The sequence below is a fragment of the Ruegeria sp. CDSA236 genome, from assembly GCF_059611285.1.
In genome coordinates, this window is record NZ_JBXWPG010000012.1 from 25,142 (window position 1) to 38,884 (window position 13,743).

Annotated in this window: 13 protein-coding genes; 7 read left to right on the forward strand and 6 right to left on the reverse strand. The window is 58.2% G+C overall.

What is annotated here, in order from left to right; all coding sequences use genetic code 11:
- Window positions 1–99: 99 nt before the first annotated feature.
- From AC2FLB_RS16915 to AC2FLB_RS16930, 4 genes are all read left to right on the forward strand, one after another.
- Window positions 100–657: a helix-turn-helix domain-containing protein gene (locus AC2FLB_RS16915; RefSeq protein ID WP_142638464.1), complete on the forward strand. Its 558-nt coding sequence runs from the start codon at window positions 100–102 to the stop codon at window positions 655–657.
- Between the two features lie 2 nt (window positions 658–659).
- Window positions 660–929 carry a CBU_0592 family membrane protein gene (locus tag AC2FLB_RS16920; RefSeq protein WP_496692676.1) on the forward strand — a complete coding sequence of 90 codons (270 nt, stop codon included), beginning with the start codon at window positions 660–662 and terminating at the stop codon, window positions 927–929.
- An 80-nt stretch (window positions 930–1,009) separates the two neighbouring features.
- Window positions 1,010–1,864 carry a 3-mercaptopyruvate sulfurtransferase gene (gene sseA / locus AC2FLB_RS16925; RefSeq protein ID WP_496709711.1) on the forward strand — a complete coding sequence of 285 codons (855 nt, stop codon included), beginning with the start codon at window positions 1,010–1,012 and terminating at the stop codon, window positions 1,862–1,864.
- On the forward strand, window positions 1,864–3,048 hold the full coding sequence (locus AC2FLB_RS16930) for an amino acid aminotransferase (protein ID WP_496709712.1): 1,185 nt from the start codon (window positions 1,864–1,866) through the stop codon (window positions 3,046–3,048). Before sseA ends, AC2FLB_RS16930 begins: the two co-directional genes overlap by 1 nt.
- Before the next feature lie 64 nt (window positions 3,049–3,112).
- Here the strand turns inward: AC2FLB_RS16930 and AC2FLB_RS16935 are convergent, their stop codons facing one another.
- The gene (locus AC2FLB_RS16935; protein ID WP_281973849.1) at window positions 3,113–4,435 is read right to left on the reverse strand and encodes an ammonium transporter; all 1,323 of its coding nucleotides are present in this window, start codon (window positions 4,433–4,435) and stop codon (window positions 3,113–3,115) included.
- 33 nt (window positions 4,436–4,468) lie between these two features.
- Complete coding sequence (locus AC2FLB_RS16940; RefSeq protein WP_142638403.1) at window positions 4,469–4,807, reverse strand: P-II family nitrogen regulator; 339 nt, start codon at window positions 4,805–4,807, stop codon at window positions 4,469–4,471.
- A 258-nt stretch (window positions 4,808–5,065) separates the two neighbouring features.
- Between AC2FLB_RS16940 and AC2FLB_RS16945 the strand changes: the two genes are divergently transcribed.
- Both AC2FLB_RS16945 and AC2FLB_RS16950 read left to right on the forward strand, forming a co-directional pair.
- Window positions 5,066–7,249 (forward strand): transglycosylase domain-containing protein, encoded by a 2,184-nt coding sequence (locus tag AC2FLB_RS16945; protein ID WP_496709713.1) that lies wholly within the window; start codon window positions 5,066–5,068, stop codon window positions 7,247–7,249.
- A gap of 325 nt (window positions 7,250–7,574) precedes the next feature.
- A complete protein-coding gene (locus AC2FLB_RS16950; protein WP_496709714.1) occupies window positions 7,575–8,555 on the forward strand; it encodes a hypothetical protein in 981 nt (326 codons plus the stop codon).
- Between the two features lie 163 nt (window positions 8,556–8,718).
- Here the strand turns inward: AC2FLB_RS16950 and leuB are convergent, their stop codons facing one another.
- Complete coding sequence (leuB, locus tag AC2FLB_RS16955; RefSeq protein ID WP_142638396.1) at window positions 8,719–9,822, reverse strand: 3-isopropylmalate dehydrogenase; 1,104 nt, start codon at window positions 9,820–9,822, stop codon at window positions 8,719–8,721.
- 141 nt (window positions 9,823–9,963) lie between these two features.
- A complete protein-coding gene (locus AC2FLB_RS16960) occupies window positions 9,964–10,857 on the reverse strand; it encodes a LysR family transcriptional regulator (protein WP_142638394.1) in 894 nt (297 codons plus the stop codon).
- An 86-nt stretch (window positions 10,858–10,943) separates the two neighbouring features.
- On the opposite strand from AC2FLB_RS16960, the gene AC2FLB_RS16965 reads away from it, so the two are divergent.
- Window positions 10,944–11,843 (forward strand): sugar nucleotide-binding protein, encoded by a 900-nt coding sequence (locus AC2FLB_RS16965; protein WP_496709715.1) that lies wholly within the window; start codon window positions 10,944–10,946, stop codon window positions 11,841–11,843.
- A gap of 6 nt (window positions 11,844–11,849) precedes the next feature.
- Here the strand turns inward: AC2FLB_RS16965 and AC2FLB_RS16970 are convergent, their stop codons facing one another.
- Both AC2FLB_RS16970 and AC2FLB_RS16975 read right to left on the reverse strand, forming a co-directional pair.
- A complete protein-coding gene (locus AC2FLB_RS16970; RefSeq protein WP_496709716.1) occupies window positions 11,850–12,878 on the reverse strand; it encodes an endonuclease/exonuclease/phosphatase family protein in 1,029 nt (342 codons plus the stop codon).
- Window positions 12,875–13,705 (reverse strand): hypothetical protein, encoded by an 831-nt coding sequence (locus tag AC2FLB_RS16975; RefSeq protein ID WP_496692682.1) that lies wholly within the window; start codon window positions 13,703–13,705, stop codon window positions 12,875–12,877. The genes AC2FLB_RS16970 and AC2FLB_RS16975 overlap by 4 nt, the downstream gene beginning before the upstream one ends.
- Between the last annotated feature and the right edge of the window lie 38 nt (window positions 13,706–13,743).

The following is a 13,743-nucleotide window of genomic DNA, read 5'->3' on the forward strand; positions in this document are numbered from 1 at the left end:
TTCCCTATTGCCTCGGGTTGCATGTCTTGGGGTTTGTGCGTTATAGCGCACGTACCACATGTGCGCTATAACGCACAAGAGGATTCGAAAGACATCATCATGGCACCGGACGAGATCACGCTGAAATTACGGGACATGCGGGCCGCATCTGGGCTGAGCCTGTCCAAAGTCGCCGAGATGACAGGCGTCAGCAAAGCCATGCTGGGGCAGATCGAGCGTGGCGAATCCAGCCCAACCATCGCCACTTTGTGGAAGATCGCCAAGGGGTTCCAACTGCCGCTGAGCGCGCTGATTGAAACCGCGAATGGGGACCCCTCTGTTTTTCAGACCGTGACTTTTCCGGGCAGCATCGAGGTCAAGATCGTCTTTCCGTTTGATTCCGCGCTAGGGGCCGAAACCTTTCACGTCAGTCTGACCCCAAACCAATGCCACGAGTCGCCCGCGCATGCGGCGGGCGTGACCGAAGAGGTCTTTGTCCTTTCCGGTACGCTTGAAATTCTGCGTGGTGAGGCCTGGGTGCCGCTAAATGCTGGACAGGGGCTGCGTTTTGCCGCCGATCTACCGCATGGCTATCGTGCGGGCGCGCAGGGGGCTGCGTTTTTGAACATGCACCATTATGGGCAACACAGCGAGTTTCCTGAAAACGGCAAGGGCTGATCATGACTGCGTTTCTTGACACTTTGACCATCGCCGACAGCGTCGGATCGATCGGGGCGCTGATCGTGGTTGCCGCCTATTTCGCTACCCAGATGCGGATGATGAATTCCGACGATCTGGCCTTTCCGGTGGTGAACCTGTTGGGGTCGGTTCTGATCGTCTATTCACTGCTTGAGAACTTCAATCTGGCCTCGATGCTGATCGAATCCTTCTGGATTTTGATCAGTCTGATCGGGATCGCCCAGTTTTTCCGCCTCAGGCGGGCACGTTAGCGATACAGGCCCCCATCCAGACTTGAACAGACATGCGCGCGCGTATAGGGACAAACCAAGCGCGCATAGGGGAGGCATTGATGCAGGACGATCCCAAAACCCTCGTTTCAACCGAATGGCTTGCGGCCCATCTCAAGGATCCGGACCTGCGGGTTCTGGACGGATCATGGTATCTGCCGCAACACGGACGCGACGCCAAAGCGGAATATGACGCGACCCATATCCCCGGCGCGAGATTCTTTGACATTGATGATATTGCCGATCATCGGTCGGACCTGCCGCATATGGTGCCTCCGGTCGAGAAATTCATGTCGCGCCTGCGGGCGATGGGCGTGGGGGATGGCCATCAGGTGGTGGTCTATGACGGCTCGGGGCTGTCCTCGGCCGCGCGGGTCTGGTGGATGTTCCGCCTGATGGGGCAGGACAACATTGCCGTGCTGGACGGTGGCTTGCCGAAATGGCTTGCCGAGGGGCGAGAGGTTGAAGACCTGCCGCCTGTTATCCGCGACCGCCACATGACCGTGCGGGTTCAGAACCATCTGGTGCGTGATGTCACGCAAGTATCTGCCGCCGCCAAGCTGGGGGATCACGAGATCATTGACGCACGCGCAGCTGGCCGCTTCGCGGGTACCGATCCCGAGCCGCGCGAAGGGCTGCGGTCTGGTCGTATTCCCGGATCACGAAACGTCCCCTTCGGCACCTTGCTGAACAAGAATTACACGATGAAATCGCCCGAGGAATGCCGCGCCATTTTCGAGGCCGCTGGCGTCGACCTGTCGAAACCGGCGATTACCTCATGCGGGTCGGGTGTGACTGCCGCGATTCTCAGCCTTGCGCTCGAGCGCATGGGCAAGAAAGACCACTCGCTTTATGACGGCTCCTGGGCTGAATGGGGTGCCTTCCCGACCCTGCCCGTCGCAACCGGAGAGACCTGATGTTTGAACATCTCAAACCGCAACCTGCCGACAAGATTCTAGCGCTGATGCAGATGTACCGCGAAGACCCGCGCGATCAGAAGATCGACCTGGGTGTTGGCGTCTACAAGAATGCCGAAGGCATCACGCCAGTGATGCGCGCGGTCAAGGCCGCCGAAAAGCGCATTCTGGAAGAGCAGGAAAGCAAGGCCTATACCGGTCTGGCTGGTGATCCGGCCTATGCGGATGCGATGATTGACCTGATCCTGCGCACATCGGTGCCGCGTGGCAACATTGCCGCTGTGGCTACGCCCGGCGGCACTGGCGCATGCCGTCAAGCGTTTGAGATGATCCGCATGGCCAACCCTTCGGCCCGCGTGTTCGTCTCGAACCCGACCTGGCCGAACCATCTGTCGATCCTGAATTATCTGGGGATGGAAGCGGTTCCATACCGCTATTTCGATGGCGAGACTCGTGGCGTCGATTTCGACGGCATGATTGCCGATCTGAAAACCGCCAAGTCGGGCGACGTGGTGTTGTTGCACGGCTGTTGCCACAACCCGACCGGGGCCAACCTGAACCTGGTGCAGTGGCAGGAAGTGGTGAACATCATCAACGAGCTTGGCCTCGTGGCGATGATCGACATTGCCTATCAGGGTTTTGGCGACGGTCTGGAAGAGGATGCGCAGGCGACCCGCCTTGTTGCTTCTTCGGTCAAGGAATGCCTGATCGCGGCGTCGTGTTCCAAGAATTTCGGCGTCTACCGTGAACGCACGGGCCTATTGATGGCAATCAGCGCAGATGCGGGACAGACCGCGTTGAACCAGAGCACGCTGGCCTTTCTGAACCGCCAGAACTATTCATTCCCGCCCGACCACGGCGCGCGCGTGGTCACCACGATCCTGACCGACCCCGTCCTGCGGGCCGACTGGGAGGCCGAGCTGGAAGAGATCCGCTTGTCCATGCTGGGGCTGCGCCAGCAACTGGCCGATGAGCTGCAACGCCACAGCGGCTCCGACCGGTTCGGCTTTGTCGCCCAGCATCGCGGCATGTTCTCGCGCTTGGGCGCGGCACCGGAACTGGTGGAACAACTGCGCGCTGATCACGGCATCTACATGGTCGGCGACAGCCGTCTGAACATTGCCGGGCTGAATGCCAACACGGTTCCGATTCTGGCCAAAGCGATTATCGACGTCGGAGTTTAAATCTGCGGAAAAAAAAGAAACCCGGGCGACACCGCCCGGGTTTTTTGTTGGATTGGGTTGGATATTAGCCCTTGGAGAACTCCGGGTACGCTTCCATGCCCAGTTCCGCCATGTCCAGGCCGTTGATCTCATCCTCTTCGCTGACTCGAATGCCGACGGTGGCCTTCAGGATCGACCACAGGATCAAAGCGCCGACAAAGGTGAACAGACCGTAGGCGAGGATACCCAGCAGCTGCGTACCCAGGCTGGCTTCGCCGTAAAAGATCACGGCGATGGTGCCCCAGATCCCGGCGAACAGGTGAACCGGGATGGCACCGACCACGTCATCGATCTTGAACTTGTCCAGCATCGGGACCGCAAAGACCACGATGATACCGCCTACGGCACCGATCCACAGCGCGCCGAACAGCGTCGGGGCCAGCGGTTCCGCAGTGATCGACACCAGGCCGGCCAGCGCGCCGTTCAGCACCATGGTCAGATCAGGCTTTTTGTACAGCAGCTGTGTCAGGATCAGGGCCGCCACTGCGCCTGCCGCTGCGGCCATGTTGGTGTTAGCAAAGATGCGCGACACGTCGGATACGTCACCCACGGTTCCCATCGCCAGCTGCGAGCCGCCGTTGAAGCCGAACCATCCCAGCCACAGGATGAATGTCCCCAAAGTGGCCAGCGCTAGGTTCGAACCGGGCATCGGATGAACCTTGCCGTCTTTGTACTTGCCAATCCGCGGACCCAGGATCAGGGCACCTGCTAGAGCCGCCCAGCCGCCAACTGAATGCACGATGGTCGAGCCAGCAAAATCCGAGAAACCAGCCTCGGACAACCAGCCACCGCCCCACTGCCACGAGCCAGAGATCGGGTACATGACGCCGGTCAGAACAATCACGAAAACCAGGAAGGGCCACAGCTTGATACGTTCAGCTACAGCACCCGATACGATCGACGCAGTTGCGGCCACAAACACCAGCTGGAAGAAGAAGTCCGAACCAACCGAAGCATAATCCAATGCCGCGGCGTCAGCACCCACGCCCACCGGATCCAGGACTGTGGTTTTGAAGAACGGTCCAACCCACCCCGCGATGGTCCAGCCGTCGCCGGGGTACATCAGGTTGAAGCCGATCAGCCAGTACATGATCGCGGCAAAGGAAAACAGCGCCACGTTCTTGATCATCTGCATGGCCACGTTTTTCGACCGCACCAGCCCGCCTTCGAGCATGGCAAAGCCGGCGGCCATGAAGAAAACCAGGAACCCTGCCATCAGAAACAGCAGCGTGGTGAAGATGTATTGTGTGTGCAGCGCGGCTTCGCCGGTGGCGGCCTCCTGCGCTAGGCCGATCTGCGGCAGCGCGACGATCGCGGCGGCAGGGATGAGAGATTTCATCAGGTTCATTGTCAGTCCTCGAATAGTGTTGAGTGGGCGCGCTTACAGCGCCTCTTCGTTCGTTTCCCCGGTCCGCACGCGCAGGGCCTGCTCAACGTCGAGGACGAAAATCTTGCCGTCGCCGATCTTGCCGGTCTTGGCGGATTTGGTGATGGTTTCTACGATCTGGTCGGCCATCGTGGCGGGCACCACGATCTCAAGCTTGATCTTGGGTACAAAGTTCACCGCGTATTCGGCGCCGCGATAGATTTCCGTGTGCCCCGATTGCGAGCCGAAGCCCTTGATCTCGGTTACCATCATGCCGCGTATGCCCGCGTCGGTCAGTGCCTCGCGCACCTCCTCGAGCTTGAACGGTTTGATTGTTGCAATAATCAGTTTCACGCTGTTCCCCTCTGCTTCCCCGGTCTGTCCGGCGTGTTTGCACCTGCAGAAAAAGAGCGTGCCGAAGCTGTGTAAGGAACGGTTCAGTGGTCAAATTCGGGAGGAATTGGTGAATGAGTGCACAATTTTTGCACAGATTCTGCATATCGACTAAATTATAGGCTCGTTTGAGAGCGTGTATTCCGGAAATTCAGACCTCTACTTCATCGGTATAGCAGGGTATGGTGCCTCAAAACGATAACCGGGCAGAGTTTGAGCATGACTGAGTCCAGGCGCCGCAAGGCACCGCTTGTGGCGGACAAAAGATACGCGTCGAAGGGGCGAAAACCCACGGCGACCAAACGCACTGCGAAACCCGCAGGCAAAAAGGCTGCGGCGCGCAAAACGACAACCCGCAAAAGCACACGGAGAAAGACACGCCGGAAATCCGGCGGTGGTGGTGGCTTTTTTCGCCGGTTGTTTCGCTGGGTCTGGCGCCTGATCTGGGGGGTAAGCTGGCGCGTGGGCGCTGTGGCCGCTCTGTTGCTGGCGCTGGCTGTCGGGGTTGTCTATACCTCTTTGCCTGATGTCGATGCTTTGCTAGACGGGCGCGCGCGCGGGTCGGTCACGTTGTTGGATCGGGATGGCAAAGTCTTTGCCTGGCGTGGGGATCAGTTCGGCGGGGTAATCACCGCGGACACGGTTTCTCCGTATCTGAAAAATGCAGTGGTCGCCACCGAGGACAAGCGATTCTACCGCCATTTCGGCGTCAGTCCTCGGGGTGTCGCTAGCGCTGTGCGTATCAACCTGCGCGAAGGGCGCGGGCCTTTGTCTGGCCATGGCGGGTCAACGATCACCCAGCAGACGGCCAAGCTGTTGTGTCTGGGTGTGCCTTACGTGCCCAGCGAATGGGAATCCGAGGCCGCCTATGAATCCGATTGTCGTCAGGGATCCCTGTGGCGCAAGGGCAAAGAGGCTGTCTATGCGATGGCGATGGAGGTCAAATACTCCAAGGATGAAATCCTGACCATCTATCTGAACCGCGCCTTCCTGGGATCTGGCGCACGCGGATTTGAGGCCGCAAGCCAGCGCTATTTCGGAATCTCTGCAGCCGAGGTCAGCCCCTCGCAGGCGGCGATGCTGGCCGGTCTGCTGGTGGCGCCGACGCGCTATGCGCCGACAAATAACCTGCAACGCTCGCAGGATAGGGCGCAGTTGGTGATTGGGCTGATGGAGGCGCAGGGCTATCTGACCACTGCTCAGGCCAGCGGTGCCCGCAGCAGCCCGGCGCAACTGTCCGAGGCTGCGGCTGCACGCGCCGGTGGGTATTTTGCCGATTGGGTCATCACGGAACTGCCCAGCTTTTTTGGGTCCGACACCACCGATGATGTGGTGATCCGAACCACGCTGGACCAGCGCCTGCAGAAATCCGCAGAAGAGGCATTGCAATATATCTTCAAGGAAAAGGTGCGCGAAGGATCCAAGGCGCAAGCTGCCATCGTGGTGATGTCGGCAGATGGTGCCGTGCGGGCGATGGTCGGCGGGCGTAAGACCCGCGTATCGGGCGCCTTCAACCGGGCCACACAGGCGCTGAGGCAAACAGGGTCATCCTTCAAACCCTTCGTCTATGCCACCGCGTTGGAACTGGGCTATTCGCCTCTGGATACTGTGATGGACGAGCCCTATTGCATAAATATCGCCGGTTCGGGGCAATGGTGCCCCAAGAACTACACCAACAAGCATTATGGTCGCGTCACGCTTGCTGATGCCCTCAAGAACTCGTTGAACATCCCGGCCGTGAAAGTGGCCGAGGTTGCCGGTCTGGAAAATGTCCGTACCGTCGCCAGTGAGTTTGGCATTGAAAGCAATCTGGCCGAGGGACCCGCGCTGGCGCTGGGCGCATCGGAAAGCACTCTGATTGAGATGACCGGGGCCTATGCCGGTATCCTGAATGGTGGCTCAGCGGTTGAGCCCTATGGGTTGACCGAGCTGAAGCTGCTGGGAGACGACGCTCCTCTGATGGCGACGAGCACCGGCATCGGTGAGCGGGTGATCAACGATAAGGCAGCCAAGCAACTGACCTGGATGATGGAACGTGTCGTGTCCGAAGGCACGGGCGGGCGCGCGAAACTGCCCGGCTGGCAGGTGGCAGGTAAGACCGGCACCACGCAGGCAGCGCGGGATGCCTGGTTCATCGGGTTCACGGCCGATTATGTGACCGGAGTCTGGATGGGTTATGACGACAACACCCCCCTGTCCGGCGTGACCGGCGGCGGGCTACCTGCGGAGATTTGGAAAGAGACGATGGTGCGCGTGACCGAGGGGATGACGCCCACACCGCTGCCAATGCTGGCCCCCGATCCGCCCGTCCGGCAAGAGCAGCCCAGGCGTCAGCGCCGCAATCAGGGCAATGGGTTCGAAAATGCGATCAACAACCTGCTGAACAACCTCTTTGGCAACTGATGTAGGCAAGGAAAAGTCGGCGCGCAGGGTCAGCCAATGACAGCACATGGTGCAGAATGCCCGATTCGCATCCGTATCAACGTGAATTCCATCTCTGAACTGCTCTGCCGCTGCCAACATTGCAACTTCCGATATGCGGACAAAGCGCCAATTCGTTGCAGCTGCGCTAATGCCTGCTTTCGAACAGGAGCGGCTAGAAATGCGTCGTGGGACCGCTTTATCCAGCGCAACCTTTCGATAATCCCAATACGAAAGAGTGGGGTTATCAATTACTTGGATATGAACTAATCTCGCTGCTCAAGTTAACTTAGAACTCGGAAAAGCTATGCGTCGAGCACTTGTTGGATATTCCACACCGATTGGATATGACTATCAGTCTCCCGCCGTAAAAGATGAACAGGGGAGACCAAAGCAAGCAAATCCGGTGGTCGTGGGAAGTATGGGTTTAATGCTTCTCTACGACGAGATTTGGTTCGCGGAAGAGTGGCTTTGCCCCTCAAGTATGCGCCAACTACCCTACTGCCGGATTCTTAGCGAAGAAAAACCTGAGCTAACGAAGCTAGTGGAAAATATGCCGCGAATTGACTGGGGCACGGGCATCGAATTTCCAAATATAAACGACTTGGATACAGAAGGGTACGGTGGGTTCATTGAAGGATACTACGGCGTAGATAGCGGTGTCGATAATCACAGCTTCTCAGGAAATCCAACACCTGAAAACCTGCTAAGAGACCTTGAATTAATTGATCAATGCGATGAGCTAGAATTTGACCTAGCGATGAATAATCTGACACATCAGTTCCTTTTCCCGGAAGGGCTTGAATACTTGCAAGCAAGAACTCAATTCGAGAAATTTGAACTCGCTGAAAATGCCCTGAATGTAGTAAGCATGTACGATATCACAGGGGCGTCAGGACCTTATCATCCCGTGATCGATCCTATGCGAGAAAGTAAATTCCTTTCAGATTTTAGAAATTGGGCAAACCAGGAAACCAGCAAACTACATAACCAACCCGTCGAGGAGATTCTTGAAGAGTTAGATGAGCGAGTTTCAGAATTTGCATCGGGGGCTCTTTCTGCGGCGGTTGGAGCCGACGGCCTCAAAGAGACCATTGTAGACATGGCACAGGACGTCGCACTTGATCTGGTGCCGGGAGCGGCAACTGTTCACACCGTTCTGGGACTAGCCGGAGCGGCCAACGAACGGACTGACCGGCGTCTTAGCGCATTCATTGCTGATGGAAGATCTTCAATTCATATTGAACAACGTAAGGCTGACCGAAAGAAGCGCCAGGCGCGCCCATAACTACCGTTCGCCGCATTGCAAAACATTGGTCAATTTGGGCTCAATGCAGACTAACGTCGTCCGTGGCAAGAGCCCGAGCAGACTAAGTGCCAGTGATCCACGCCATCGGCTATAGATGGGCGGCGCATCTGGCGCCGCCTCTATTTTCGGTTGTGACCTCTGATCAGAGGCTGTCGTCCAGCGCCGCCAGAATCGCGTCGCCCATTTCCGTGGTGGATACCGGCGTGACCCCTTCGTCGGCCAGCAGGTCGCCGGTGCGGACACCATCGGCCAGGACTTTTTCGATCGCGGCTTCCAGTCGGTCAGCCTCGGCCCCCTGATCGAAGCTGTAGCGCAGTGCCATGGCAAAGCTCAGGATACAGGCGATGGGGTTGGCCTTGCCCTGACCGGCGATATCGGGTGCGGAACCGTGGACCGGCTCGTACATCGCCTTGGGGCGGCCATTGGCCATTGGTGAGCCCAGGGAGGCGGACGGCAGCATGCCCAGTGAACCGGTCAGCATCGCGGCACAGTCCGACAGGATGTCACCAAACAGGTTGTCAGTGACGATCACATCAAACTGCTTGGGCGCACGCACCAGCTGCATCGCGCCATTGTCGGCATACATGTGGCTCAGCTCGACCTCGGGATAGTCCTGAGCGACCCGGTTTACGACTTCGCGCCATAGAATGCCGGATTCCATGACATTGGCCTTTTCCATCGAGCACAGTTTCTTGTTCCGGCGCATCGCCAGCTCAAAAGCCGATCGTGCGGCGCGTTCGATCTCGGATTCGGTATAGCGCTGGGTGTTGATGCCGACGCGTTCATTGCCTTCTTCGAAGATGCCGCGGGGCTCACCGAAATAGACGCCCGAGGTCAGCTCGCGCACGATCATGATATCCAGACCGGCAACGATGTCTTTCTTCAGCGACGAGAAATCCGCCAGCGCGTCAAAGCATTGTGCCGGGCGCAGGTTCGAATACAGGTCCATTTCTTTGCGCAGCCGCAGCAAGCCGCGCTCGGGCTTGAGGCTGAAATCCAAATCGTCGTATTTGGGTCCACCAACAGCACCCAGCAGAACTGCGTCCGCCTCCTGCGCCTTGGCCATGGTTTCGTCCGACAGCGGTTTGCCATGGGCGTCATAGGCGGCACCGCCGACCAGATCCTCGCTCACGTCGAATTCCAGGCCGCGCTTGGCACCGAACCAGTCGATGATACGGCGCACTTCGGCCATGACTTCGGGGCCAATTCCGTCTCCGGGCAGGATGAGGAGCGAGGGGTTGGACATGAAGGATCTCCTTGCGTTTGACAGCAAAGGCCCTAGCGCCTGCGCCGCATCGGGTCAATGAGACGAACCGGCCTAAACGCAGGTTCTGGACGGGAAATCGGGTTTCCGTGCCCTTGCTACGCCACGGATAGTGTGAATCAGTCAGAGATCGGCCTTTATCCCTTCGGCCAACATATCCCAGACTCGTCGGATTCGTGTCGTTTGCCGCATCGCCTGCGGTGCGGCAAGCCAAACCGGCAGCGCAGGGATTTCGACGTTTATGTCCAAAACCTCTACCTCTGGGTCGGCCTCGGCAACTCTCACGGCGCTAAAACCGATACCGCAGCCCGCGCGGACCAGTTCCCAATAGGCAGTCTGAAAGTCGCAGCGTGTGGCAAAGCTGTCCCGGTTCACGGGCCAGCCCATTTCGCGCATGCCGATAATGATCTGCTCGTTCGCATCAAACCCGACAAGGTCATGACTCAACAGATCGTCGGGAGAATTGGGGCGGCCGGCACGATCCAGATAGGACCGGCTTGCGCAAAAGCACAGTCTGATTTCCCCCAGATGTTTCGTGATGATGTCCATCTGTTCCGGCCGAAACATCCGCACTGCGATATCGGCCTCGCGGTAGAGCAGGTTCTCGGTGGCATCGGTGGCGACCAGTTCCAGTTGTATCGCGGGTTCTGCTGCCCGTATTTGGGCCAGAATCGGCGGCAGCAGGTGATGAGAGGCAAAGACCGACGCGGTGATGCGCACCGACCCCTCCAATTCCTGAGACTGGCCTGCGGCCGTCAGGCTGAACGCGTTCATGGCTACGTGCATCTGTTGCGCCATCGGGAAAAGCTGCGCCCCGACTTCGCTTAGCTTCAAGCCCCGCGCATGCCTGTCAAACAGCGAGACGCCAAGCTCATCCTCAAGTGCGTGGATCTGGCGACCCAGGGTGGGCTGGCTGCGGTTCAACTGCCGGGCAGCGGCAGACAAAGATCCGGTTTCCGCTACGGCCAGAAAGCTTTGGATCAGAGACCAGTCAGAGTGGGTGATAGATTTGTCCATTCAAAAATGAATACACGTTCTGCGTTTGGCGGCAATTCCTGAATTGAACTGAATGGCTCATATTAGATGGACAAGAGGAGGCTTATATGACGGGAACAGTCCTTATTCTGGGTGCGACGGGTCGGTTTGGACGCAATGCCGCAATAGCTTTTCGCGAGGCGGGCTGGACCGTACACTGCTTTGATCGCAAGACGCAGGACCTGAAGCGATCTGTCGAAGGGGTGGATGTTGTCGTCAATGCCTGGAATCCGGCCTATCCGGACTGGGCGCGACAAGTCCCCGAACTGCATCGTGACGTGATCAATGCGGCAGCGGATCACGGTGCAACTGTGATCCTTCCCGGCAATGTCTATGTTTTTGGCGCGCAAACGCCGGGGCCATGGTCGGGTGCAACACCGCATGCGGCGCATAATCCCCTGGGCAGGATCCGGGTTGAGATGGAAGAAGCCTATCGAAAATCCTCGGTAAGAACGATTCTTCTCAGGGCAGGTGATTTCATTGACACTTGCGCCTCGGGGAACTGGTTCGATCAGGTCATGATCAAGCCTTTGGCACGCGGCAAGATGGTTTATCCCGGTCGCCCGGATATCCCACACGCCTGGGCCTATCTGCCCGACCTGACCCGAGCGGCCGTTGCGTTGGCTGATATCCGCCAGGACCTTCCCCGTTTCTGCGAGGTTCCTTATGCCGGGTTTACCCTGACCGGCCGGGATATTGCGCAATCCTTGTCGCGGGTGACCGGTGCCGAAATAGCTGTCAGCCCCATGAAATGGTGGCCGATTCAGGCACTGCGGCCTTTCTGGAAGTTGGCGCCACATCTGGTTGAGATGCGCTATCTATGGGATCTGCCGCATAGTTTGGACGGCGCATTCTTTGACGACCTTATCCCTGGATTTCAGACGACCGACTTGGACGCGGCGATGGCTTCTGCGATCCCGAAAACAGCCAAGCAAAACGCGACCTTGGTCAGAACTGCCCGGGCCTGACCAGCGTTAGCGATGTCCCAGGTCCACCCAGACAAGCCGGTGCCGGCTGGCCTGTTCGGCGATTGCGCGCAAGTCTGCGCCCGTGTCGGGCCAAAAGATGCCTGCATCCACAACGCGTAGATCTGCCGAGGGCAGAACGTAATCAACCCGCATCTCTCCGACGGCTTTCCACTCAACCGTGGCCAATGCCCCCGAGGGGGTGGCAGGCCTTGCATCCTGCAACCGCGGGTCTGCCAGCAAGCCCTGGATAGCCTCTTTCCGGCCTTCCCCGCGCGTGGGGTCCAGATTTGCATCCCCAGCAATCACGAAAGGCCCGAGTGGGGCAGGGCCCAGAGCACCGTCCAGCACAGCGTTCCACAAGCGAATTTCGTCACGATTGCGCAACCCGTTCCGGTCCTCGGGTCCGTCGAAAACGGGCGGGGTCGCGTGAAATGTCATCAGGTTCAGGTGGCCGATCGGGGACTCGATTGGTACGATCCAATGTGCCACCGAGGACAGTCGCTGAATGCGCTGGGCGGCTTCAGAGGGAAATGGTGTGCCATCGACCGTCGGCAGATCAGCCCCCGGCAGGTCGCGCCACAGTACTCCCGAGAAATCCTGCATGTCGTCATGGCTTATGGGAAACCGGGACAGAATGGCCAGCCCGCCCTGACCGGTGAACTCGCCATAGCCTTGGGAATCTCTTGGTCCATTGGCCTGCCCGTCCCCGTCCAGATCCAGACTGGTTTCTATTCCTGAATTAGGCTTGGCGGTAAAGCGATAGGGATAGTCCAGCCCCTCGTCGCGCAGCGCCTCACCGAATGCGGTCAGCGTTTCGCCATTGAGATCCCAGTCGATGCCCTGCAAGGCAACGATATCGGGTTGGGTTTCCAACAACACCCGCATCACAGCACGAACCTGCGCATCCCCGCGCCGGATATCGCGCAGCAGAATGCCCGGTCCTTTACGGCTGAGTTCGGTGTTGAAGGTGGCTATGCGTATCGTCTCTGCCTGTGCTGCGAATGGCAGCAAAAGCAGCAGAAAAACACGAATCATGCGGTCTGTGTTGTTTCAGTCGTAGAATAGGCGCGGCGTTTTTCGACAATCAGGTTTGCAATGCGCAGTGTCGCCATTCCTCGCATGATCATGCTAGCAGGCAGAAAGGCCCAAGCGCTCAACGTCCAGATCAGCGTCTGGGGGCTGTTCAGCGAGATCGGGCTCACATAATCGGTCAGGATCTTGATCAGAGCCGGGATTACAAACGGCAGCAGGACGCCGATCGAGATGTTCAACCGTCCATCACGCTGCAGACGGGTCACGACATCGCCACCCTTGGTCGGATCGAACAGCGGCAGATTGGTCCAGACGTTGAAGGCTCCGTTTCCGGTGGGCCAACCACGTATTTTCACCGCGTAGTAGAAACTGGCGATTGTGACCATAGCTGCGACATAGGCCACACTGGCAGCGATACGAACAAGTTCGATCAGCGGCGCGCTTGCGTTAACAGGCAGCATCAACACGATCAGACGCACGGGTGAATAGGGGAAATCGACCACATTGGCGACGCCCAACCCGATCACATAAAAACCTGAGGTCAATTCCGTCGGCGAATAGGCGTTTTTGCAGATCAGCGTCAGGAAAGCGACCATCGAAACCAGCCCAACAAAGCGCAGGCGGTTCACTGGTGGTGCGTCGCGAAATTCAATAAAGCTTGGGAAGGCCGAATTATATTCGGCGAAGGTCAGGAAAAACGCGAGAATGGCGAGAAAGACGACAATCTCGGTCCCATTCGTTGATGATACGGGCAAGTACAACGCGGGTGTCAGCACTAAAAGTGCAACCAATATTCCCCGAATTGCCGCCCCTGTTGTGCGCGCAATCACTATCCGAACCCTTTCAAACTGGATTAGCCGATTCTTTG

What these genes read in the sequence shown, in the direction of transcription:
- AC2FLB_RS16930 (WP_496709712.1), top strand. Translation starts at nt 1,864, where the DNA reads ATGTTTGAACATCTCAAACCGCAACCTGCCGACAAGATTCTAGCGCTG.
- AC2FLB_RS16920 (WP_496692676.1), top strand. Translation starts at nt 660, where the DNA reads ATGACTGCGTTTCTTGACACTTTGACCATCGCCGACAGCGTCGGATCG.
- AC2FLB_RS16960 (WP_142638394.1), bottom strand. Translation starts at nt 10,857, where the DNA reads ATGGACAAATCTATCACCCACTCTGACTGGTCTCTGATCCAAAGCTTT.
- AC2FLB_RS16915 (WP_142638464.1), top strand. Translation starts at nt 100, where the DNA reads ATGGCACCGGACGAGATCACGCTGAAATTACGGGACATGCGGGCCGCA.
- AC2FLB_RS16970 (WP_496709716.1), bottom strand. Translation starts at nt 12,878, where the DNA reads ATGATTCGTGTTTTTCTGCTGCTTTTGCTGCCATTCGCAGCACAGGCA.
- AC2FLB_RS16965 (WP_496709715.1), top strand. Translation starts at nt 10,944, where the DNA reads ATGACGGGAACAGTCCTTATTCTGGGTGCGACGGGTCGGTTTGGACGC.
- AC2FLB_RS16945 (WP_496709713.1), top strand. Translation starts at nt 5,066, where the DNA reads ATGACTGAGTCCAGGCGCCGCAAGGCACCGCTTGTGGCGGACAAAAGA.
- AC2FLB_RS16950 (WP_496709714.1), top strand. Translation starts at nt 7,575, where the DNA reads ATGCGTCGAGCACTTGTTGGATATTCCACACCGATTGGATATGACTAT.
- AC2FLB_RS16935 (WP_281973849.1), bottom strand. Translation starts at nt 4,435, where the DNA reads ATGAACCTGATGAAATCTCTCATCCCTGCCGCCGCGATCGTCGCGCTG.
- leuB (WP_142638396.1), bottom strand. Translation starts at nt 9,822, where the DNA reads ATGTCCAACCCCTCGCTCCTCATCCTGCCCGGAGACGGAATTGGCCCC.
- sseA (WP_496709711.1), top strand. Translation starts at nt 1,010, where the DNA reads ATGCAGGACGATCCCAAAACCCTCGTTTCAACCGAATGGCTTGCGGCC.